Annotated in this window: 11 protein-coding genes and 2 tRNA genes; 1 reads left to right on the top strand and 12 read right to left on the bottom strand. The window is 63.2% G+C overall.

The features are described from left to right. Window positions 1-290: 290 nt before the first annotated feature. The 5 genes from Q3866_RS00215 to Q3866_RS00200 all read right to left on the bottom strand — a co-directional run bounded on the left by Q3866_RS00215 (window position 291) and on the right by Q3866_RS00200 (window position 9742). Window positions 291-7712, bottom strand: coding sequence for an FctA domain-containing protein (locus Q3866_RS00215; protein WP_301828727.1), 7422 nt, complete (start codon window positions 7710-7712; stop codon window positions 291-293). A gap of 104 nt (window positions 7713-7816) precedes the next feature. Continuing rightward, window positions 7817-8143 carry a LuxR C-terminal-related transcriptional regulator gene (locus Q3866_RS07785; protein WP_367881358.1) on the bottom strand — a complete coding sequence of 109 codons (327 nt, stop codon included), beginning with the start codon at window positions 8141-8143 and terminating at the stop codon, window positions 7817-7819. Next, window positions 8025-9278 carry a hypothetical protein gene (locus Q3866_RS00210; RefSeq protein ID WP_301828726.1) on the bottom strand — a complete coding sequence of 418 codons (1254 nt, stop codon included), beginning with the start codon at window positions 9276-9278 and terminating at the stop codon, window positions 8025-8027. The genes Q3866_RS07785 and Q3866_RS00210 overlap by 119 nt, the downstream gene beginning before the upstream one ends. Window positions 9279-9527: 249 nt before the next feature. Beyond that, window positions 9528-9603 (bottom strand) — tRNA-Ala (locus Q3866_RS00205). Window positions 9604-9665: 62 nt separating this feature from the next. Next, window positions 9666-9742: transfer RNA gene (locus Q3866_RS00200), tRNA-Ile, on the bottom strand. Window positions 9743-9955: 213 nt separating this feature from the next. Here Q3866_RS00200 and Q3866_RS00195 point away from each other — a divergent pair. Beyond that, the gene (locus Q3866_RS00195) at window positions 9956-10519 is read left to right on the top strand and encodes a bifunctional nuclease family protein (RefSeq protein ID WP_301828725.1); all 564 of its coding nucleotides are present in this window, start codon (window positions 9956-9958) and stop codon (window positions 10517-10519) included. Between the two features lie 154 nt (window positions 10520-10673). Here Q3866_RS00195 and gyrA read toward each other — a convergent pair whose 3' ends face one another. From gyrA to Q3866_RS00160, 7 genes are all read right to left on the bottom strand, one after another. Then, on the bottom strand, window positions 10674-13439 hold the full coding sequence (gene gyrA, locus Q3866_RS00190) for a DNA gyrase subunit A (protein WP_301828723.1): 2766 nt from the start codon (window positions 13437-13439) through the stop codon (window positions 10674-10676). Window positions 13440-13489: 50 nt separating this feature from the next. After that, complete coding sequence (gene gyrB / locus Q3866_RS00185) at window positions 13490-15526, bottom strand: DNA topoisomerase (ATP-hydrolyzing) subunit B (protein ID WP_293673045.1); 2037 nt, start codon at window positions 15524-15526, stop codon at window positions 13490-13492. A 123-nt stretch (window positions 15527-15649) separates the two neighbouring features. Beyond that, entirely contained in the window at window positions 15650-16246 is a 597-nt protein-coding gene (locus Q3866_RS00180) for a hypothetical protein (RefSeq protein WP_301828720.1), read from the bottom strand. Further along, complete coding sequence (locus Q3866_RS00175; RefSeq protein ID WP_301828719.1) at window positions 16230-17321, bottom strand: DNA replication/repair protein RecF; 1092 nt, start codon at window positions 17319-17321, stop codon at window positions 16230-16232. Before Q3866_RS00175 ends, Q3866_RS00180 begins: the two co-directional genes overlap by 17 nt. Window positions 17322-17324: 3 nt before the next feature. Then, complete coding sequence (dnaN, locus tag Q3866_RS00170; protein ID WP_301828717.1) at window positions 17325-18428, bottom strand: DNA polymerase III subunit beta; 1104 nt, start codon at window positions 18426-18428, stop codon at window positions 17325-17327. Window positions 18429-18673: 245 nt separating this feature from the next. Next, window positions 18674-20287, bottom strand: coding sequence for a DnaA/Hda family protein (locus Q3866_RS00165; RefSeq protein WP_301828716.1), 1614 nt, complete (start codon window positions 20285-20287; stop codon window positions 18674-18676). Between the two features lie 137 nt (window positions 20288-20424). Continuing rightward, window positions 20425-21633, bottom strand: coding sequence for an ATP-binding protein (locus Q3866_RS00160; protein ID WP_301828715.1), 1209 nt, complete (start codon window positions 21631-21633; stop codon window positions 20425-20427). Between the last annotated feature and the right edge of the window lie 151 nt (window positions 21634-21784).

The following is a 21784-nucleotide window of genomic DNA, read 5'->3' as shown; positions in this document are numbered from 1 at the left end:
ACGCATCCTCACCTGTCGTTGACCGTCTCGCGCCGCAAACACAGGGGAACCAAGGCCCGAAGCGTGCGTGCGGAGCCGGAAGCCGGACAGCAGCGGGCTCGGACGGCGCCGCCGGGCGAGATGCCCACTGCCCGGGCGCACCAAAAGGAAGGAGCCGAGGCCACGAGGGCTTCGGCTCCCAAATTGCCAAGTGGGGTTCGCGGGAGTAGAAGGGAGGAGATTGACAACTCCCCGCTTGGCAGGGGGCTTATCCCTCACCGGCACGCCCGTCGGCTTGGTTTCCCTAATCGCTAGCCCCGCTTGCCTCTCTTGCTCACGACGAGGGCGATGCCGAGGAACGCAATGCCGAGAACGGCGCTGACGATGATGGGCGCGGACTCGATGGGGTCGCCCGTCTGGGGAATGAACTTCGTGGGCGTGATGGGCGTCGTGGGCTTTGCGGGCTCCACGGGCTTGGTGTACGTGTTGCGGAACACGCAAGCACCTGCCTCATCCTGGTTGACGCTTGCGATGAGGTTGCCCTTGCCGTCATCGGTGACGGTGACGGTGACCTTGCGGGCCGTCTCGTCATAGGTGACGTGCTGCTGGCCGTCGTTCACCTCGGTGATGGTGAACGTGTAGGTACCGGCTCGGGTGAACGAGAGCTCCTCGAACCTGACCTGGCCGTTCGCGTCGTTCTTCGCGGTGACCTCAACGCCGCCACCAGAGAGCTTGAAGGTGAACTGCCCAGCCTTGAGATCCGCTCCCTCGAGAACCTTGGTCGCGGTCAGAGCAAGCTTCGTGGGACTGGCCTCGTAGGCGTTGACGAACTCCGCCTCGCGGGCGTCCTTGAGCTCGTGCGTGACGCCGAGGGTGCCGTCGCCCTTATCCACGACGGTCGTCGTCACGTGGTAGGAGGCGTCGCTGAACGTAACGCCGCTCTCGACGGTTCCGTGACCGCGCTCGCGGATCGTGTAGTGGTGGACGCCGGGACGTCCGTACTCGATGCCGCTCAGCGCCACGTTGCCAGAGGCATCGTTCGTGCCAGTGGCGACGACACTGCCGTCCTCGAGGAGCTCGAACGTGAACTCCCCTGCCGCAAGGTCGCGGCCGGCCAGCGTCTTGTGAACGTTGATCTGATCAGTGACGCTCGAGGTGGTGGGCTTGACGTTATAGGAGTTCGTGAAGGCGAACGCGGGGCCGGAGAGCTCGTTGCCGTTCGCGTCGACATGGGCGACCGTGAGCTTGCCGTGGCCGTCATCCGTAACCCTGATGTAGACGACGCGCGTGGACTGGGCGTCGTTCGTGACGCCCGCCGCAGATCCGCTCTCGGTGATGACGTAGCGGTAGGTGTGGGAGCGCTCGCGGATGGGCGTGGCGTCATTCTCGGCCGTGGCGCCATCCGTCTCGGGCGTGTCGGAGACGACACGCATCAGCCTGCGGGCGCCGCGCCAGGACGCCGTGGTGGTGACTTCGGCCTGGGCGTCGTGGTTGGGGATGGCCTCGACCTCGGCAATGGGAGCCATGCCGGTTTCCTCGGCAGAAGGAGAGGGCGTGCTTGCGTCGGGCGCGGCAGGAGCCTCTTCCTGGGCCTCAGGGGCCGCCTCGGTAGCAGCGCCTTCGGGCTCGGTTCCGTCGCCGGAGTTCCCCGCGGCTACAACAGGCTCTCCAGCCTGTACGTCAGGCGTGGCCTCAAGGGCGTTCGCCGCCGCGGCGTCCTGCGTCTCGCCAGCCTCGTCCGCGGCATCCCGAGCCTCGCCCAGGGCCCTCAGGAGGTCGTCGAGCGTGAACGTGATCGAACCAAAGTCGACGTTACCGTTCGCGTCGTTCGTCGTGTTGGTGCGCTCGGGCACGGGCGCACCGGCCTCACCCTCCACGGTGAACGTGAACTTGCCGGCGATGTCGGCGCCCTCAAGGCCATCGGGGACGCTCAGGCTCTTGGTACCCGCGAGTCCGATAGAAACGGGGTCTCCCGTTGCGTACGTGTTGAGGAACGCAAGTCCGCCATCGGGGAGGTTGACCGTGCAGTTCAGCTTTCCGTTGCCGTTGTCTGTAACATCCACGGTAAGACGGAAGTTCGCCGCCGTAGGCGTCACGCCGCGGTCACCCAGGCCGTCGGTCACCTCATAGGCGACATACGGGATGGTCCAGGTGTTTCCGGTGCGGGTGGCAAGGCCGTCAGCAACGAGGCTGGCGAGCTTGTTGCTGTCGTAGGACAGGGAGCCGAAGTTCACTTGGCCGGAAGCGTTCCTTGCGACGGAGACGACCTCGTGGTTACCCGCGCCATAGGCGAGGCGGAAGGTGAAGTCGCCGTCGAACATGAGACCGTTCGTCATGGACTTCGTGCCCACGATAGGCGTCGTCTCGCCGGCGGCGGCGTAGGAGTTCTCGAAGGTGACCTTCGCCGCCGCGGCCGCGTCAGACCCAGCGACATAGACGTACGTCTCATCGGCTCCGGACGTGCTCGTGACGTTGGTCGTCACCGTAAGGGTAGCCGTGGCGGGATCGTCGGCCGTGGTGATGGTGACGTAGTAGGTCGTGGCGTCATAGGCGACGCCGCCAAGGCCGCCGTTCGCCTCGGTGATAGTGTAGGAGTAGGTCTTACCCACGTCTTCCTGGGTGAACGTGGCGGAGGAGGAGTTCACCACGAGCGCCTCTTCGCCGGCAGGCGCCTCGGCGTTGGTGTGGTGCCCGGCAATGCCGAGCTTGTCACCGTCGCCCGTGGCGACGACGTCGAACCCGAACTCGCCCGCGGTCAGCGCGCGGCCGCTCATCCTCTTCGTAACGCTCAGTCCGCCAGCCGCGGTGTAGTCAAGCTGCGAGCGATACGTGTTCGTGAAGACGTTGTTCTCGTTCGTCACGACAGCGCTCATCGTGCCGTTGCCCTCGTCGGAGACCTTCACGGTCACGGTCGCGACGTGGGTGTCATCGGAGATTCCGGGGATGCCGGAGGCATTCTCGCGGACCTCGTATTCGAACGTGCGGGGACCCTCACGCACCATGTCATAGGTGAACGGGATGGTGCCGAACGTGAAGTCATCGGCCTCGCTCTTGTTGTGGACGGACACGGTGGTGACTTCCTTGCCGTTGGCATCAACGGGGAGGGGCGCACCGTCGGTCTTGGCACTAATCGTGAAGCTGAACTCGTCGCCATCCTGCCAATCGCGGCCCTTAAGAATCTTGGAGAAGTGCGGGTTCACGAGCTGATCGGTCGGGATGCTGGAGTCATACGTGTTGACGAACTCCCTGTCACCGGAGACGAGCCTGACGGTCGCCTCGAGCTTGCCAGTGTCCGTGTTGTCTCGCACGGTGACGCGGAAGGCGGCGACGTTGTCGCTGTAGCTCATGCCACCGGCGCTTCCGCGCTCCTCGGTGACCCTGTACTCGTACTGGCCAGGCTGCGTATACACAATGGAGCCAAAGTCAATCTTCGCCGCGCCGTCGACAACGTCATCGGGACCGAGGACGACCCTCGTGGAGGGAGCGCCGTCGTCACCCATGGGGACAGGAGCACCGTCGACGCCCTCGAGCAGGAAGGCGAAGTGGTCGTTCTCACGCCAGGCGTCAACGCCCTCGAGCACCTTCGTCAGGCCGAGGTCGGCCGTGGCGAAGTTGGCGTCCGCCGCCTTGTAGGTGTTCTCGAACAGAATCTTGCGGTTGTCGTCATCCACAACCTGGCCGTCGATCTTCGTCGTAACCGTCATGGTGCCATCGAGGTTGTCGACGACGGAGATGACGAGTTCGCGCACGCGCTCGTCATAGGTGACGCCAGGGAGCTTGTCGGCGTCGCTGGGGATGACCTCCGCCACGTCAAACGCGTAGGTCTTGTTGGCGTTCTCCGCAGTAAAGACCACGTCAGACAGCTTCGCCATATCCTCGGCGATGCCACTCGCGCGCCTCTGAGTGTTCGTGAAGCTCTTGTCGGAATCGGCGAGCAAGGCATTTGCTTCGTCGGCCGTCGCCGCGGTGGTTCCGTTCTCGGCGGTGGCATCCTTGCCCGTGATGCTGAAGGAGAACATACCCATATCCATAGAGCGGCCGGCGAGAACCTTGCTCACAGTAAGACCGGGATAGTAGGCAACCTCGGTGGGCGCGTAGACGTTCGTAAAGGCCGCGTGGTCGGTAACGGCCTTGTCAGCATCGATCGCAGAGGTCGTGTTGTCGTAGGAGACGTCCCCAAGGACGAGCTTGCCGTTGTCGTCAACGATAGTGACGGTTGCGGTAGTGACGTGGCGGTCCCACGTGATACCCGCGCTATCGGTGTCGGGAGAGAGCTCGCGAATATCGAAGGTGTACTCGCCAGGCTTGCTGAAGGTCATCTCGCCGGACTCGAAGCTGACCACGTTTCCATTGGTCTCGTAATCGAGGTTCATCTTGGAGGCGACGCCGTTCTCGGGGCCAGAGACGAGCCTCATGGAGAACTTGAAGTCGTCCGTGTCGAGCATGTCACGGCCAACGAGGCGCTTCTCACCCTTGATGAATCCGGTCTCGGTGAGAGACGTCGGCTTATAGGAGTTCTCGAACGTGATCTCCTCGACCTTTTCGCTCTCCCCGTCGCGGGCATAGGACGCGCTGACCTTGACGATGTTCTTGCCGTCAACCGTCTCATGGCTCACGGTCACGGTCGCAATCCAAACCGTACCGTCATACGTCATGCCGGGACGAGCACCATCGGGAGTCTTCTCGGTGATCTTGTACTGGTAGGTCTTGCCCACGTCCTCGCCCGTGAAGGTGATGGCGTTGAAGACGACGGCTCCATGGGCGTTGTTGTGGCCGACAATCTCGGTCGCGTCGCCAGGCATGGGAGCATCGCCGACAGGCGTCAGGGTGAACTCGAACATGCCGGCCTGGAGAGGCAGCGCGCCAGAGGCGTCGTTCAGCTTCTTCATGGCGACGGGCGTCCAGTCCTGCGAGGTGGCGTCGAAGACGTTCACGAAGGAGGCGACGTTTGCGGCCGCGGCCTCGGGAGCCACGTCGGAGCCAAGGTCGTCGTGGACGCGCGTGATCTCGGAGGAAACCGCGAGCGTGCCGTCGTGGTTGTCCGTGACCGTCACGGTCACGGTGTAGAGGGAGAGGGACGTCGTGACGCCAGTCGTCCCGGCTTCCTCGGCAGGCTCGTAGACCTGGTAGACATAGGTGCCGGGCTTCTCGTAGGCGATGTCACCGAAGTTGAAGGCGACGGGAGTGCCAGAGGGCGTGCCCTCGGGGCTCGTGACCGCCAGCCTATAGATGTCTCCCTCGGAACCCTCAGGCATGGGGGCACCGTCGAGACCCTGGAGAATGAATGTGAAGCTGTCGCTGGCGAACCAGTCGCGGCCGTCGAGCACCTTCTCGCCAAGAAGAGCATCGCGCCCGGAGAGCGTGCTGGTCGCGGAATACGTGTTCGTGAAGTCCGCCTTCGCCTCGAGGCCAGCCTCGGTCACACCCTCGCGCAGGGCGGAGGGCGTGGTCTCGAAGCCGTCAAGGGCGCGCTCGGCCACGGAGTAGGCCGTGCCGGAAGGGATGCCGTACACGTAGAGAGTCTCGCCGTGCTTGAGCGTGTGCTCGGCATGGCCGGTCGCGTCGAGCGTGAGGTCCCAGGACTCGTCGCCGTGAACCTTGCCGTCGGTTCCCTTGACGACGGCCTTGAACGTCTTACCGGCCGCTTCGGGAATCAAGATGTCGAACGCGAAGTCGAGGTTGTTGTAGTAGCTCTCGTCAAAGCCGTCGGGAGTGACGACCTTCTTGGAAATCGCGAGCGTGGAGGGCTGCTCGAGCGAGATCCGGCCATTGTTGCCGAGGAGGACGTTGATCGTCTTGCCACTCCACCTCGGGTCGATGATCGTGGAGGCAGTGGCGGTGGGGTTACTGCCCTTGGCGGTGTGAAGCTCGTTGATACGGGTGAGCTGACGCGAGCCCTTCCTCATAATGAGGTAGCCGGACTCATCGGTCGTGATGCCGCCCGTGATTCCCTCGACAACGCTGCCGGGGAAGGAGACAACGCTCGAGCCCCTCGTTGCCGAGCCACCCTCAAGCTCGTACCAAGAGTGGCTGTAGTAATAGGTCGTTGAGGCGCTCAGCGGCCCGCGGGCGCGCTGGGTGCACTCGGCATCGAGATACAGGGGCGTGTCCTCGGTGATGAAGTAGTAGCCGTTGCCCGTCGCCGGAGTGAACGAGGCGGTCGTGTTACCGCTCTCTCCACCGGTGTATTCGTTCGCGAGGAAGTAGACCTTACCCTCGGAATCCGTGTGGGAGGCAATGTAGTCCGTCATGTCATCGTCGGGGTTCGCGAGCAGCTCGACGGCCTCTTTCTTGAGGCTTGAGTTATAGAACACGCGAATGGGGAACGTCAACGTCACGTCTCCCGTGCCCGCGTCCTCGTCGACATTGAAGTGGCGAAGGGGGATGAGGGAGGCCGGGATTGAGACGGTCACCTTGTCGCCCGTGCGGGCGTCGTCAGAGCGCTCGACGCGAATGAGCACAGAATCAAGGTTACCAGTGGGGTACAGGACGTTACCGGCCGTGCCATGGAACGTGTAGGTGTCGACGTTGCCGGAGGTGGAGACGGTCGGATTGGAGAAGACCTGCTTGGCGAACACGATGCTCTCGAAGCTATCGACCTTCATGTAGTCGCCGAGCTGGTCGGTAAACGTAACGTAACCAGACGTATCCTCGGCACCCTCGACCACGTCCGTCGGGTGGCCGGCGGCCTTCGCGATGTCCTGGGAAATGCCGCTGAATACGTCCTTGAGGCCGGCGGCGCTCGTCGCCGTCTTGTAGAAGTCGGAGTCTTCCGCACGCGCGCCGAGCTTGTTGTAAGCGGTCGCGGAGGGGTAGTTGCTGGAAACGGCGTGCAGGAAGCGATTCTCCTTGGAGGTTCCCGAGGTGGTGGGGTCAGCAGAGGGGTTCGCGCCATTCTGGATGCCAACGGTGTAGACGGTCGCGCCGCCGTCCTTCAGCGCCTTGGCAGTGCTGACGGCAGAGTTGGCGACGTTCGAGTCGAAGTCACTGTGCTTGGTGGGCGTGCCGTCAGTGAAGAACACGACAACCTTCTTTGCGCCGGGGCGGGCATCGTTCAGCGCCTTCTGCGCATGGTTCATGCCATAGTCGGCACGCGTGGCGCCGGCAGGATCGAGCGCGTTGATCTGCGAGCTGATGGCGCCCTTGCCATCCTGCGTACACGGCGTGAGGCCAATCATGCGCTGGCTGTAGTTGTAGCCGTCCCAGGTAAAGTTATTGCCTACGCGGTCGGTAGTGTCACTGGCGAACTTCACGATGGAAACCCGGTGCTGCAGCTCCGGGTCGTCGATTCCCTCGTTTGCCTTTGCGATCTCGTCGACGAAGGCATTCGCGGCAGCCTTCAGGGCGGCGATCTTCGTCCCTCCACCACTCATCTTCTCATTCATCGAACCAGAGGCATCAAGGACGAGGACGATGTCGAGCGGCGTGGTCGACGTCGTCGTCAGGTTCGAGGTCGAGGAGATGGCGGAGAGGGCGGTCAGGAAGTCCGAGTCGCCCTTCTGAATCCTCATGGTTCCGCCGGCGCCCGTGAGCTCGATATCGCCGTCGGAGACGGTCTTGTCCGTCCAGATGCGGCCGACGTTCTCCGTCGAGTTATCGAGGCCCCAGTCGCGCCATGTCGACGCGGAGGAGGGGTCTGCCAACGTCGTGGCACCCACCGTCGCAGCAAGCGCCGTCGTCGGAGCCAATACGAGAAGTGCGACAAACAACAACAAAAGCCTCAGACGCTTCATGGTGACCTCCTCCAGCGAAAGCCAGCTAACCGAGCTTATCGTCAGGGAGCTGAAGCCAAACTGATAGGTCACACATGTGCCAACTTTAGATACCCGCAGGTAGATTAGTTGGCACCCTCGTCAAACCAGGCGACAAAATCGCGATAGAGACCAAGTCGCGTTGTCACTTCCGCCTTCTCATAAATGGCGGCGATGTGTCGCTGAGCGACGCGCCGAGAGATGAAAATCTCGTCGGCTATCTCCTGAACGCCAAGGTCTGTGGAAAGGAGAAGACCACACACCTCCGCCTCTCGGGCGGTAAGGCCGAGCTTCTCAATATAAGTATCGAGAGCCTCCTCGCGAGACGAGCCGGAAGGCCGCGGAAGGCCACCGCCAAACGCCGCGCCATCCTCCCCCCCCCAGGCCCTTCGTGACGCCCCAGGCAATGTCACGAAGAAGGACCAGAAGGCAGATAATCGAAAGCAGGCACGACACGCCCACCGTCGCCACCACGCCACACGACTCGAAGAAAGCCCGCGCGAACAACGCACCAACGGCGCCCATGAAGCAGCTGACGACTCTACCCACGCTCGCGATGACCTCCGGGCGCGACGTATCCGGCGCGATTCTCATGAAGGTCGCACTGAGATACATGACGTAGAAGGCACCGTAGACCCCCGCCATGACGGTGGCCACACCCGCCCACTCGTCCTCCGCGGCGGCGGGCGTTGCCACAGCGACGAGAAACATCGCGCACACCGTGATGAGGGACCTGAGATTACCCTTCTTTAGGTCAAAGAGCGCACCCACAAGCGGGAGGGACAGCGCATTGATGATCTTAGACAGACCCGCAGTGACGATCTCGCCACTCGCATACTTCCAGACGAGAACGCTATCGAGAAGACCATAATCGAGGGTCATGGCAACCGCGGCGATCACGAGGATGGTGATAGGGCTCCTCCCCACGGTGGGAGCCTGCTTCGCGGCGGAGTCCTGATCGCCCCGCCACCTCTTGGCGGGGCGCGTGGCGAACCACATGATGGTGAGCAAACTCAAGACCACGCATATGACAAACACAACGGGTGTCAGCCCCATCGCCTCTACAACATATTGAAGCAGGGAAGACGCACCCATCCCAATTCCGAGGGCCCTGCCGGAGAATTCGCTGCCATAAGACACCAGGCTAAATCCGTAGTGAATACCGCTGCCGGTGTAGCCGAGCGCAAGAACCGTCACGCAACTCGCAACGAGAAGGATCTCGATGCGTTGGGTGGTCATCATCACGATGGAGCCGACGAAACAGAGCGCGAGGACGACCGCCGCTAAGCTCTTCTTCTCTTTTGAGCTAGGCAGATAGGAGCGGGCAACCCAGAACAGGACATAGCCAAGGCCCGTGAAAGCCAGCAGGAGCGCATATGCAGAACCAAGGACGCCAACCTCCGCCAAACGAGGCGCACGGGCAAGCGTCACGGCCATACAGAGCTTCCAGGTGAAGAAGTAGAGCGCAAAGGCCGCCGTCTCAATCAAGAGGGGCCAGGAAGCGGCATAAGGAAAGCCAGTGCGGCGGGATTTGCTGGCCTCGCTCATCCTGGACCCCCCTCTTCTCTTTTCGCCTTTCTCCCATAGCATTTGCATCGGGAGACAGTAAAACGCAACAGTTGTCCCAAACTAATCGGGTGGCGCGGGACGAGGGCGGGTTCAGGCTGACAACGCGGCTACAGCGCACCAGCGCCTCGCGGGCGTCCAATTGCCGTTATACCTCACTGTAACTGAAGGGGGCCTGGTAAGAAAATTTGAAAACAAAAAAGCCGGAGCGAAACCCCCGGCAATCCAGTCTGGTGGAGACGATGGGGATCGAACCCACGACCTCAGGCTTGCAAAGCCCGCGCTCTCCCAACTGAGCTACGTCCCCTTTTAGTAATAAACGCCCCAGCGGCGACTCGGCTCACGCTGGGGCGTTTATTGGCGAAAAGGTGGTGGGCCCGACAAGGTTCGAACTTGTGACCTCCCGGTTATCAGCCGGACGCTCTGACCAACTGAGCTACGGGCCCACGTGCGATTGGTGTGTTCGCCATCGCGCTTGGCTATAATACAACAGGCTGATTCGGAAGCGCAACCGCTTTTTGGAAAAAATTTTCGATTTTTCCTACAGAGCCAAAGAGGGGTAGGATAACCCCCTACCGATAAGCAGGAATTAGCCCGAATAAGACGGGGGGATAGCCCCTTCGCCCCATTCGGGCAGACACGCAAAGGAGGCGCAGGACATGGTCGAGATGACGCTCAAGAACCTCATCGTGGGCGGTGGTCCCATTCCGTCGGCTATCATCCTGAAGCCAGCCCCCATTAGCGACGATTCAGACGTAGAGAATCTCAGCGATCCGGCAGACCTCGCGGCCGTTGGCACCGAGATCACGCTACCCATCGGCGTTGGCACCGCCGACGCCGCCAACGTCGCGCGGGCCATCGATTCCGATGACATCAAGCGGCCCACCACGCACATGCTGCTCGCAGCCACGCTCGAGGTGCTGGGCGCAAGCCTTGCGGGCGTCACGATCGAGCGCGTCGAGGGCGCCACGTTCTTTGCCACGCTCGACGTCGTGAACGCCACGGGCGAGCACCATCACATCGATGCCCGCCCCTCCGACGCCGTGGCCTTGGCCATCACCTGCGACGAACCCATCTTCGCCTCCCGCGAGGTGCTCGAATGTGCCGGCTCGCCCGACTTCGACGCCATCGAAAAGGACGAGCGCTCCCGCGAGGAGGCCAAGTTCCATGACTTTGTCGAGGGCCTCTCCCCCGACGACTTCAAGGCGCCTCGCCAAAACTAGCGCAGGCGGTCACACAAGCAGGCGGCCTCGCACCTAGACGGTGCGGGGCCGCCTGCTTTGCTCGCCCTACTCGCCGCACGAACGACAGAACAAAAGGAGTGCCTCCCAGAATTGTTCCGGGAGGCACTCCTCAAGGCTGGCTTGCCTGCGGCGGCTACTCGTCGATGAGGCTCTCGTCCATCTCCTCGTCACCACCGATGTCGACCGGGTCCTCCTCGCTCGAGGCACCTGCCGCGGCCAGGTCGAGCGTGGTTTGGTTCGGGTCGACCTTCGCGGCCTTCTTGGCGGCCACCATGCGAGCGAGCGCGCAGACCGTGTCGGTGTCGCTCACGTTCATGACCTTGACGCCCTGCGTGGAGCGGCCGAGCTTGGAGATGTCGTTGGCCCTCACGCGAATGACGACACCGTCACTGCTCACGATCATGAGCTCATGCTGCGGACCCACGACGCGGCAGGCCGCGAGCTGGCCCTTCTTGGCGGTCATCGTGATGGTGAAGACACCCTGGCCGCCACGCTTGTGCTCGGGATACTCGGCAACCGGGGTGCGCTTGCCAAAGCCCTTCTCGGTGATGACAAACAGGTCGCCGTTGCCGTTGGTGATCTCCATGCCCAGCATCTTGGCGTCGCCCTTGAGGGTAATACCGCGAACGCCGCTCGTGTCGCGACCCATCGGACGCACATCACTCTCGGGGAACATGATGGCCTTGCCGTCGGTCGAGACGAGGATAACCTTCTCGCCCTCGCGGACGCGGCGAACGTTGACCACTTCGTCGCCGGCGCGCAGGTTGATGGCGATGATGCCGTCGCGGCGCGTGCGGTCATAGGCGCTCATGGCCGTCTTCTTGACGGTGCCGTTCCTCGTGGCAAACATCAGGTACTCGTCCTCGGGGAACTGTCGGCAGGTGATGACGGCCGTGGCGTGCTCGCCCTCGGAGAACGGCACGAGGTTCACGATGGCGGTGCCGCGGGCGGTGCGCTGGCCAATCGGCAGCTCGTGGACCTTGAGGCGGTAGACCTTGCCCTTGTTCGAGAAGAACAGCACGTAGTCGTGCGTGCTTGCCACGAACAGGTCCTCGACGAAGTCCTCGTCCTTGAGATTCACACCCTGGACGCCCTTGCCGCCGCGCTTCTGCGCGCGGTAGGTGGCAACCGGGGTGCGCTTCACGTAGCCGGCGTGCGTCACGGTGATGACCATGTCCTCGTCGGCGATGAGGTCCTCGACGTTGAGCTCCTTGGTGCCCTCGACCGAGATCTCGGTGCGGCGCTTGTCGGCGAACTTGCGCTCGATCTCACGCATCTCGTCCTTGATGACGCCCAGGATCTTCTCGGGGTTGGCGAGCAGGTCCTCGTAGTAGGCGATGGCCTTGCGCAGGCCGTCGAGCTCCTGCTGGATTTGGTCGCGCGACAGGCCAGTCAGGCGGCGCAGGCGCATCTCGAGGATGGCCTGGGTCTGCTCGGGCGAGAAGCCAAAGCGCTCGACGAGGCGCGAGCTGGCCTCAGCATCGGTCTGGCTCGAACGGATGATGTGAATGACCTCGTCGATGTTGTCGAGGGCCATGAGGTAGCCCTCGAGGATGTGGGCGCGGGCCTGGGCCTTCTTGAGGTCAAAGCGCGTGCGGCGGGTCACCACGTCGACCTGGTGGTCGATGTAGTGCTGCAGAATCTCGCGCAGCGACAGCAGCTTGGGCACGCCGTTGACGAGCGCCAGGTTGTTGACGCCAAACGTGGTCTGGAGCTGCGTGAACTTGTACAGGTTGTTGAGCACGACCTGCGGGATGACGTCCTTCTTGAGCTCGATGACCAGGCGGATGCCCTTCTGGTTCGACTCGTCGCGCAGGTCGGAGATGCCCTCAATGCGCTTCTCGTTCACGAGCTGGGCGATCTTCTCCTGCAGGGTGCCCTTGTTGACCTGGTAGGGCATCTCGGTGAAGACGAGGCGCGAGCGGCCGGTCTTGGTCGTCTCGACGTGGGCCTTGGCTCGCACGGTGAGCGAGCCGCGGCCGGTCTCGTAGGCCTGGCGGATGCCGTCGACGCCCATGATGATGGCGCCCGTCGGGAAGTCGGGACCAGGCATGACCTGCATGAGCTCGTCGGTCGTGGCACCGGGGTTGTCGATGAGCAGACAGGTGGCCTCGATGGCCTCGCCCATGTTGTGCGGCGGGATGTTGGTGGCCATGCCCACGGCGATGCCGTTACAACCGTTGACCAGCAGGTTGGGGAAGCGCGCAGGCAGAACGGAGGGCTCGGAGAGCGACTCGTCGTAGTTGGGCTGCCAGTCGACGGTGTCCTTCTGCAGGTCGCGGAGCAGCTCCATGGCAGGCTTGGCCAGACGGCTCTCGGTGTAACGCATTGCTGCGGCCGAGTCGCCGTCGATGTTGCCAAAGTTGCCGTGGCCGTCAATGAGCGGCGTGCGCATGGAGAACCACTGCGCGAGACGGACCATCGTGTCATAGACGGCGGAGTCACCGTGCGGGTGGTACTTGCCGATAACCTCGCCGACCGTCCACGCACTCTTCTTGTGCGGACGGTTGGGGAAGATGCCGCTCTCGTTCATCGCGTACAGGATGCGGCGGTGGACCGGCTTCAGGCCGTCGCGCACATCGGGCAGGGCGCGGGCCGTGATGACCGACATCGAGTACTCGATGAAGCTCTGGCGCATCTCGTGGCCAAACTCCTTGATCTGGAGCGCGCCACCGTGCTCGTCGACCTCACCGGTGTCGGTGCCGCGGCCGGCGTTGCCAAACTCCTCCTCGAGCTCGCCGTCATCGTCGTCCTCGGTGTCGTCGTCAGACTCAACGTAGACGTCGGTGCCCTCGTCCTCGGCACTCGCCCGGTCGAGCAGGCGACGGAGATCCTCGGGCAGGTTGGCGTTGTCGCCCGCCTGCTGGTTCTCGTCGTGGGTGTTGTTATCGTCTGCCACTTCTGGCCTTTCTCGTTGCTAAACCAAACTTGCGAAATGTCAGGCGCTGACTAGGCGTCGAGGAAGCGCGCGTCGTGGGCGTGGCGCTCGATGTAGTCGCGGCGGTAGCCAACCTCGCTGCCCATGAGCTCGCGCACGGCTCGGTCGGCCGCGGCGGCGTCTTCGATGGTGACGCGCTGCAGGATGCGGGTCTTGGGGTCCATGGTCGTCGAGGCAAGCTGCTTGGGGTCCATCTCGCCCAGGCCCTTGTAGCGCTGGACGTCGTAGCCCTTCTTCTTTTTCTTGAGCTTGCCGGAGTCGTCCTTGCCGTCACCGTCGTCGTCGGGGTCGAAGCCCAGCGAGCGAATGGTGTCGCGCAGGATCTCCTCCTCGGGCTGGCGGCCGTTGGGGTAGACGTAGTGGATTTTCTTGCGCACCTTGATGCCAAAGATCGGCGGGCACGCGGCGTAGATGTAGCCGGCGTCGATGAGCGGGCGCATGTACTTGTAGAAGAACGTCATGAGCAGGATGCGGATGTGGGCGCCGTCGACGTCTGCATCGGTCATGATGATGATCTTGTGGTAACGCGCCTTGGAGATGTCGAAGTCGCCGCCATCGCCGTTGCCGGTGGTGACGCCCGTGCCGATGGCCGTGATGAGCGACTGGATCGTGTCGGACGAGAAGGCGCGATGGTCTCCCACGCGCTCGACATTCAAGATCTTGCCGCGCAGGGGCAGGATCGCCTGGATGTCTCGGCGACGGCCGTCCTTGGCCGAGCCGCCTGCCGAGTCGCCCTCCACAATGAAGAGCTCGGTGAGCTCGGCATCGCGGACGGAGCAATCGGCGAGCTTGCCGGGCAGGCTCGCGGTCTCGAGCAGGCTCTTGCGGCGCGTGGCCTCGCGGGCTTTGCGGGCGGCGGTGCGGGCCTTACTCGCCTGCTGGGCCTTGTTCACGATCGTGCGCGCCTGCTTGGGGTGCTCCTCGAGGTACTCGCTCAGACCGTCGGCGACGACCTTGTTGGTGAGGGTGCGCATGTAGGAGCTGCCGAGCTTGGCCTTGGTCTGCCCCTCGAACTGCGGGTCGGGGAGCTTGACCGAGATGACCGCCGACAGGCCCTCGCGGACGTCGTCGCCGGTGAGGTTGGCGTCCTTCTCCTTAAGGATGTTCTGCTTGCGCGCGTAGTCGTTGATCACGCGGGTGAGGGCCGTGCGGAAGCCCTCGAGGTGCATGCCACCCTCGGGGGTATAGATGTCGTTGGCGAACGACATCACGTTCTCGCCATAGCCGGTGTTCCACTGCAGCGAGACCTCGACCTCGCCCATCTTCTCGGTGGGGGTGTCGGGGTCGGTCTTGCCCTCGATGTAGATTGGGCGCTTGAGGCCGTCGGGGATGTCTTTGCCCTCGTTGAGGAACTTGACGAAGTCGATGATGCCGCCGGCATAGCAGAACTCGACGACGCGCGGGGTGAGCTCGCGCTCGTCGGTCAGGGTGATCTTGAGGTTCTTGTTGAGGAACGCCGTCTCCTGGAGGCGGTTGTTCAGGGTGTCGAAGTCGTAGACGCAGGTCTCGAAGATCTCGTCGTCGGGCCAGAAGGTGACGGTGGTGCCCGTCGTGGAGGACTTGCCCACGACCTTCATCTTCTCGGTGGTCTTGCCGCGGGCAAAGGCCATCTCGTAGATGTTGCCGTCGCGCTTGACCTGGACAACGACCTTCTTGGACAGGGCGTTCACGACAGAGATGCCCACGCCGTGCAGGCCGCCGGACACCTTGTAGGCGTTGTTGTCGAACTTGCCGCCGGCGTGCAGGATCGTCATGACGACCTCGAGCGTCGGGATTTTCTTCACCGGGTGCTTGTCGACCGGGATGCCTCGGCCGTTGTCGACGACGGTGATCGAGTTGTCGGCATGCACCGTCACCGAGATCTTGGTGCAGTAGCCAGCCATGGCCTCATCGACCGAGTTGTCCACGATCTCCCACACGAGGTGGTGCAGACCGCTGGCGCTGGTCGAACCGATGTACATGCCCGGACGCTTGCGAACGGCCTCGAGGCCCTCGAGAATCTTAATCTCGCCGCCGTCGTAGTCCGTCTTCTTGGGAGACTTTGCCACCCGACCGTCCTTTCCCTAGGATGAAACGTCAATCTTTCCTAGTTTAGGGCATCGGCTCGATTTGCTGAATCCCCAACACATACGACGCGGCAAAAACGCATCATTTGCGCCTGATACCGCCTCTCAGGGATTCTGCGGGGCGCTTTTGGCTTCCTGCGTGGGTGCAACCTTGGCGCGGCGCAGCGACATTTCCATCGCCTTAGACACGTCCTCGCGCATCGAGGCGGGAATCCTCTCGACGTCGGCGGCAATGCGGGTGCGCTCGTAGGGCGTGAGCGCCGGCAGCTCGGGGGGCTCGTCGGCGGGCCCCTCGGCCGCGGCCATGCGCTGCTGGGCAATCTGACCGGCCTTGCGCGAGAGCTTGAAGCGCACGTGCGCCACCTCGAGGCCTGCGTGGGCCAGGCGGTCGCCGTAAAGCTCGGCGTTGGTGGAGAGGTCGACCATGAGGGCGTTGCCATCGAGGTAGACCACGAGGTCAGGCAGGTTGCGGGGGCCGGCGGGATCGCTCAGCCACACGGCCACGGTGTGCTTGGAGGCGCGCTTGCCGGCGATGTTTCGCCAGATGGTGAGCGCCTGCAGGGTCTTGTTGGCGCCCCTGGCGAGGCGCGCGTCGAGGTAGCCCGACACCAGGTCGGCGGCCGTCTCGGGCTTGTGCTGCTTGGCGGGGTCGAGCGGGTCGTACTCCATGCGCTCGAGCCAGCGCTTACGGCTCTGTCCCATAGGGCACCACCTTTACGCTCGAGAGCAACTCGTCGTCAAAGTACGAGAGGTTCGTCGTGGTGATGATCGTCTGGATGCCGCCCTCGACGAAGCGCGTTACACACGAGCGGCGCGAGGCGTCGAGCTCGCTCATGACGTCGTCGAGCAGCAGCAGCGGCCGCTCTCCCAGCAGGTCCTCGCACAGGCGCACCTCGGCCATCTTCCAGGCCAGGGCCACCGAGCGCTGCTGGCCCTGGCTGCCAAAGGAGCGCGCGTCGCGGCCATCGATCGCAAAGAGCACGTCGTCGCGGTGGGGCCCGATGAGCGTCTGCGCACGGCGCACGTCGTCGGCACGGCGGTCACGCATCTGGGAAAGCATGAGGTCGCGCAGGTCGTCTCGGCCCATGCCCGCCTCGGCGCCCTCGACGCTTGGCACGTAAGTGCAGGCGAGCGACTCGCCCGAGGCCACCTCGGCATAAACCTCGCTCACGATGCCCGACAGACGGCGAAAGAGGTTGAGGCGGTGGTGGAGCAGCGTGGCACCACCCAGCGCCACCGATTCGTCCCAGGCGTCGAGCAGGGCGTCGTCACAGCCATCCTTGAGCAGGCGGTTTCGCTGCTCGACCGAGCGCGTGTAGTTCGAGAGCACCTTGCGGTAGCCCACGTTGGCCTGCGCGCCATAGGCGTCGAGCTCGCCGCGGCGGCGCGAGGCCGACCCCTTCACGAGCGACAGGTCATCGGGGCAGAAGAGCACCGAAAGCAGCGTGCCCGCGAGGTCGGCGCCACGGCAGGGCTTGCCGTTGCGCAGGAACTTACGCGACTGGGGCGTCACCCGCATCTCGACATCGATGACGCGGCCATCGCCTTCGAGACGAGCCGCCACCGACGCCTCGACGGCGTCGGGGGCGATGAGCTCGGAGGGCGAGGGGCGCCTGAACGACTGGCCGCTCGTGACGTACTGCAGTGCCTCAACCGTGTTCGTCTTGCCCACGGCATTGGGCCCCACGAGCACGGTGACGCCGGCGCTGGGGCGCAGCTCCAGCGCGGCGAGGTTGCGGTAGTTCCTGAACGATATGGACGAGACGGTGAGCGACACGGGCTACATCCGCACGGGCATGAGCAGGTAGAGGTAGTTGATCTTGCCGTAGCTCTTGAAGACGCCGGGGCGCATGCTCTGCTGCAGCTCGAGCGTCACCTCGCTGTCCTGGGCAAGGGCGCTCACGCAGTCGCCCACGTAGCGGTAGTTCATGCAGATGGAGTTGGCCTCGCCCTCGACCTCGACGTTGACCTGCTCGCGGGCGTCGCCCTGGTCGGGCGAGGTGGACGAGAGGGTCACGAGCGCGGCGTCGGGATCAACGTCAAAGCGCACCGAGGAGTTCGACGTGGCGATGGAGCTCACGCGCTTGAGGGCGCCCGAGAGGTCGGAGACCTTGACCTTCATCGAGGTGAGACGGCTCGACGGCAGCAGCTGCTTGTAGTTGGGGAAGGTACCCTCGATGCGGCGCGACACATAGGTGGTGTTGCCCGACACGAAGATGACCTGGTTGGTCGTGGCGCCCACGATGACGGTGGGACTGTCGCTCGGCAGGGAGAGCACGTCGTGGAAGGCAGTGCCCGGGATGATCATCTCGAAGGTGCCGTCGAGCGAGGAGGTCTCGACGTTGGTGTCACAGACCACCAGGCGGTAGGAGTCGGTGGCCACGAGACGCACGCAGTTCTCCTCGACGTTGAGTAGGATGCCCGAGAGCACCGGGCGGCTCGTGTCGCGCGAGGTCACCTTGTAGACCTTGTCGACCATCTCGGACAGCACGCCCACGGGCAGCTCGACCGAGCGCTCCATGGCGACCTCGGGGAAGTTGGGGAACTCGGCCGCGTTGAGGGTGTTGAGGTGGAAGGAGCTCTTGTCGCACGTGATGTTGATCGTGCCCTCTCCCCCATCGAAGGTCACGGCACTGTCCTGAAGGTTCTTGACGACGTTGGAGAGCATGCGCCCCGAGATGACGGTCTCGCCTTCCTCCTCGACGTTGGCGGCGATCTTGTGCCTGATGGAGGTGTCGAGGTCCGAGGTCTGCATCTCAAGGGTGCCGCCGGTGGCGCGCATGAGCACTCCGCCAAGAACGGGGATGGTGGAGTGGGAGGCGATTCCCTTCGAGACCACGGAGAGAGCCTTGGCGAGCGAAGACTGGCTGACGGTGAAGCGCATGTGTCTCTCCTTGTCCTATCTATCTATGTATATATAAGTAGATATAAAGCTAGTTGAAGTAGTAAAGCGTGTTCAAATGTGAATAACTCTGCAAAGTGCCAGCTCAGAGGCTATTTCATGACCTGTTTTACTGTCGAGAAACCTGTCTTGTTTTGAACGTTGAAGACGTGTGGAAAACTCTTTGAACATCTGCGACGGGGTTTTCAACGCATTTCTTCGCGCTTGTAAACAGGGCATGTTGAAGGCTATGCGCCGGCCATCAGGTCCTCCTTCATCCGGGCAATCTTGTCGTGGACGACGCGGTCCTCGCTCCTGCGGTCCTCAACCCACTTGATGCTGTGCTTCACGGTTGCGTGGGTGCGGCCGCCAAAGCGCTCGCCAATCTGGGCGAGGGTGGAGTCCGTGAGCTCGCGGGCGAGCCACACGGCGACGTGCCTGGGCTCCATGAGCCCCTTGTTGCGCTTGTTGCTGATGAGGTCGGCGTGCGAGATGGAGTAGCGCTGCTCGATGAACTTCTGAATCTGCTCGATCGTGAAGGTGCGCGTGTCGGCGCCCCACTTCTTGACGGCGATCTGGGAGATATCCTCGCGGCCAAACTCCTCGCCACGCGCCTGCTTGCTGGTGGCCTCGAGCAGGCACAGCTGGCAGAACGACTTGATGGTGCGGATCGAAGCGCCGGCCCTCTGGGCCATGAACTCGAGCGCGTCGTCGGAGAGCGTGCCATCGTAGTCGTGCTGGCCGTTCTCGATGGCGTCCGCCTTCATGCGCTCGTAGAACGCCTTGATGAGACCAAGCTTGAGCTCGTAGTTGGGCACCTGGATCGAGAGGGTCACGCCCGAGTCGAGACGGGTCGTCACGCGTTCCTCGAGGCCCAGCTCGGCCGGGCTCTCGTCTGCCGCGAGCACGATCTGTTTGCCGTGGCTCGTGAGGTAGTTGAAGGTGTCGAAGAAGAAGTTGATGGATTTCGCGGCGCCCTTGAAGCCCTGGATGTCGTCGATGATGAGCACGTCGATGTCGTGGTAGTTCTGCTCGAGCGCGCGCTTGACGTCCCTCGAGGTGTCGACCATGGCGTCGGTGTAGTCGCTCACGAACTCGCGGGCCGCGCGGTAGACGCAGATGCGGTCGGGGTCGTTCACGGCAAGGTAGTTCTGGATGGCCTTGAGCAGGTGGGTCTTGCCCATGCCCGGGCCACCGTAGATGAACAGTGGGTTGTAACCGCGGCTGCCGTTTGCCACGGCCTTGGCGGCCTGGAACGCCAGCTGGTTCTCCTCGCCCTCGACGAAGGTGTCAAAGGTGAGCTGGGAGTCAGAGGGCGCGATGTCCTGGATGAGGGGATTCTTCTTGCGCCTCGCGGCCACGTCTTCCTCGGAGGGCTCCTCCTGGGCGGCTACCTCCGGGCTCATCATGCGCTCGAACTCCTCGCGCGTGATGGAGGTTTGGATACGCGAGGCGGGCGCCGGCGTCGGGATGGGTGCCGGCGCGGTGGCAGGCTGCGGAGACGTCACCGCGCCGTCAGCCTGCGCCGTCTGCTCCTGTGCCTGCGGCGCGCCGGCCGTGGACGTCACGGGGATGGCCGGCTGGGCCGCGGCTCCCGTGCGGTTGATGCCAACGCTCAGCTCCATGGGCTGGAACGCCGCGCGTTCGAGGGCTGCCTTGATCGTTGCGGCATTCTTCTCGACGTTGCGGCGAACAAAGCCGCTGCCTGCGGAGATGACGAGCGTGTTGCCGTCGATGTCGACGGCCTGGCAGCTTTTGAACATGGCGAGGGTCGACGGAGCCAGGCCGTCTGCCTCGAGCATGTTCACGACATCTTCCCACAAGATCTGGGCGTCCGACTCCATGTTTGCGTTCTCTGCCATGTTGCTGACATCCTGTCGTAGCCGTTTGGTGCTTTAACCACGTGTTTGATGAAAACTCATTATATGGGAGCGTGGGTTTTCATCCATCGTGATTGTTGAAAACTTGGCGAGCGGGGCAAGCGCGTGTCGAAAACCCGCTAGAGGAAGGCCCTTCCCGCGTCGGTGAGGTAGCGCTTTTGGCCCATCTTCGTCAGCAGGCCGCGCTCCTCAAGTGACTGCAGGCTGCGCGTCCAGGTCGAGAGCGAGCCGCCAAAGGCGTTGACGAGGTCCGTTGGACCCACCGACTCGTGCTGCGCCAGGAAGACGAGTACCTGCGAGTCGCGCTCGCTGAGCTCGAGCGGCACCTGCTGCTGGGGCTGCGGCGCCCAGGGCTGGGGTTGCATGCCGCCCATGGGCTGCATCATCGGCTGCTGCCAGTCCTGCTGGGGCCATGCTTGCTGCATGGGATATCCCTGCTGGTAGTAGCTCTGGTTTGGCATTTGCTGGTAGGGCTGTCGTGGCCAGGTGCCCCGCTGGGCCGTCTGCGGGGGCATGCCATAGCCATAGGGGTTTTGTACATTCGGCTGCTGCATGGGCTGCGGGGCGTAGTCAGGCTGCTGCGCGGCCCACGGCTGCTGGGGCTGCATCTGGCCCATCTGCTGCATTGCTTGCACCTGCGCGGCCTGGTCCATTCCCTGCTGCATCTGCTCGGGAGTCACCATGGTCCCCTGTTCTTGCGTCTGCTGCATGGCCTGGGCCATCTGCGGCTGCATTGGCATGGGCTGCGCTGCTGCCTGGGGAGATGGCATCGAGATGGTCACGATGGTGCCTGCGTTGAGGTTGTCCTCGATTGTCAGCGTGCCGCCGTGGTCCTCCATGTACTGCTGCGCGTAGGGCAGCCCCGACCCCACGCCTCGGATGTACTGCTTCATCTCCTCGGTGGCAGACGTCGTGCCGTATTCGAGCGCGCGGTCCTTCTCCTGGATGCCGGGCCCCTGGTCCGAGAAGCGGATGGTGTTTCCGCCGTTGAGGATCGAGATGGTTGGCTCGATGAAGTAGGCGTGCACGAAGTTCTCGACAACCTCGCGGATCACGGTAAACGAGATGGAGCCGCCCTGCTCCTTGGCGAGCCTGGTGACGGTCGTGGTGATCTCCTCGAGGTAGGTGCGCACGTCGTTGGGCTGCACCACCACGACGCGCGGAGCCGCCGAGGCGTCGTCAAAGACGGCGATGCGCGCTGGGTTTGTTACCACGGAACCGAGCCTGGGCTCGGTGGCGGCGCCCTGCTCGCCCACTACCTGGGGCTTCGTCTCTCCGTTGATGCCGGTTGGTCCCTCTCCGACGAAGGGGTAGAAGGCGTCTGCCATGGGTGCTTCTTTCGTCCGCGCTTGCTTTTCACTACATTTCACCGTTTTTAACAAGTTTCCGTCAAATGGTGAAAACTTGCGCAATGTTTCTTCCACAGGCGAAAAGTTATTAACAAACGATGAAAGCGTGTTGATAACCTGCTGGAATATC

Source organism: uncultured Parolsenella sp., assembly GCF_958346945.1.
Taxonomy (GTDB): domain Bacteria; phylum Actinomycetota; class Coriobacteriia; order Coriobacteriales; family Atopobiaceae; genus Parolsenella.
Note: the sequence above shows the minus strand (reverse complement) of the source record. Positions and strands in the feature narration are given on the sequence as shown.

Coding starts and splice junctions, on each gene's coding strand:
- Q3866_RS00215 (WP_301828727.1), bottom strand. CDS start 7,712: ATGAAGCGTCTGAGGCTTTTGTTGTTGTTTGTCGCACTTCTCGTATTG.
- Q3866_RS00210 (WP_301828726.1), bottom strand. CDS start 9,278: ATGAGCGAGGCCAGCAAATCCCGCCGCACTGGCTTTCCTTATGCCGCT.
- Q3866_RS00195 (WP_301828725.1), top strand. CDS start 9,956: ATGGTCGAGATGACGCTCAAGAACCTCATCGTGGGCGGTGGTCCCATT.
- Q3866_RS00180 (WP_301828720.1), bottom strand. CDS start 16,246: ATGGGACAGAGCCGTAAGCGCTGGCTCGAGCGCATGGAGTACGACCCG.
- dnaN (WP_301828717.1), bottom strand. CDS start 18,428: ATGCGCTTCACCGTCAGCCAGTCTTCGCTCGCCAAGGCTCTCTCCGTG.
- Q3866_RS00165 (WP_301828716.1), bottom strand. CDS start 20,287: ATGGCAGAGAACGCAAACATGGAGTCGGACGCCCAGATCTTGTGGGAA.
- Q3866_RS00160 (WP_301828715.1), bottom strand. CDS start 21,633: ATGGCAGACGCCTTCTACCCCTTCGTCGGAGAGGGACCAACCGGCATC.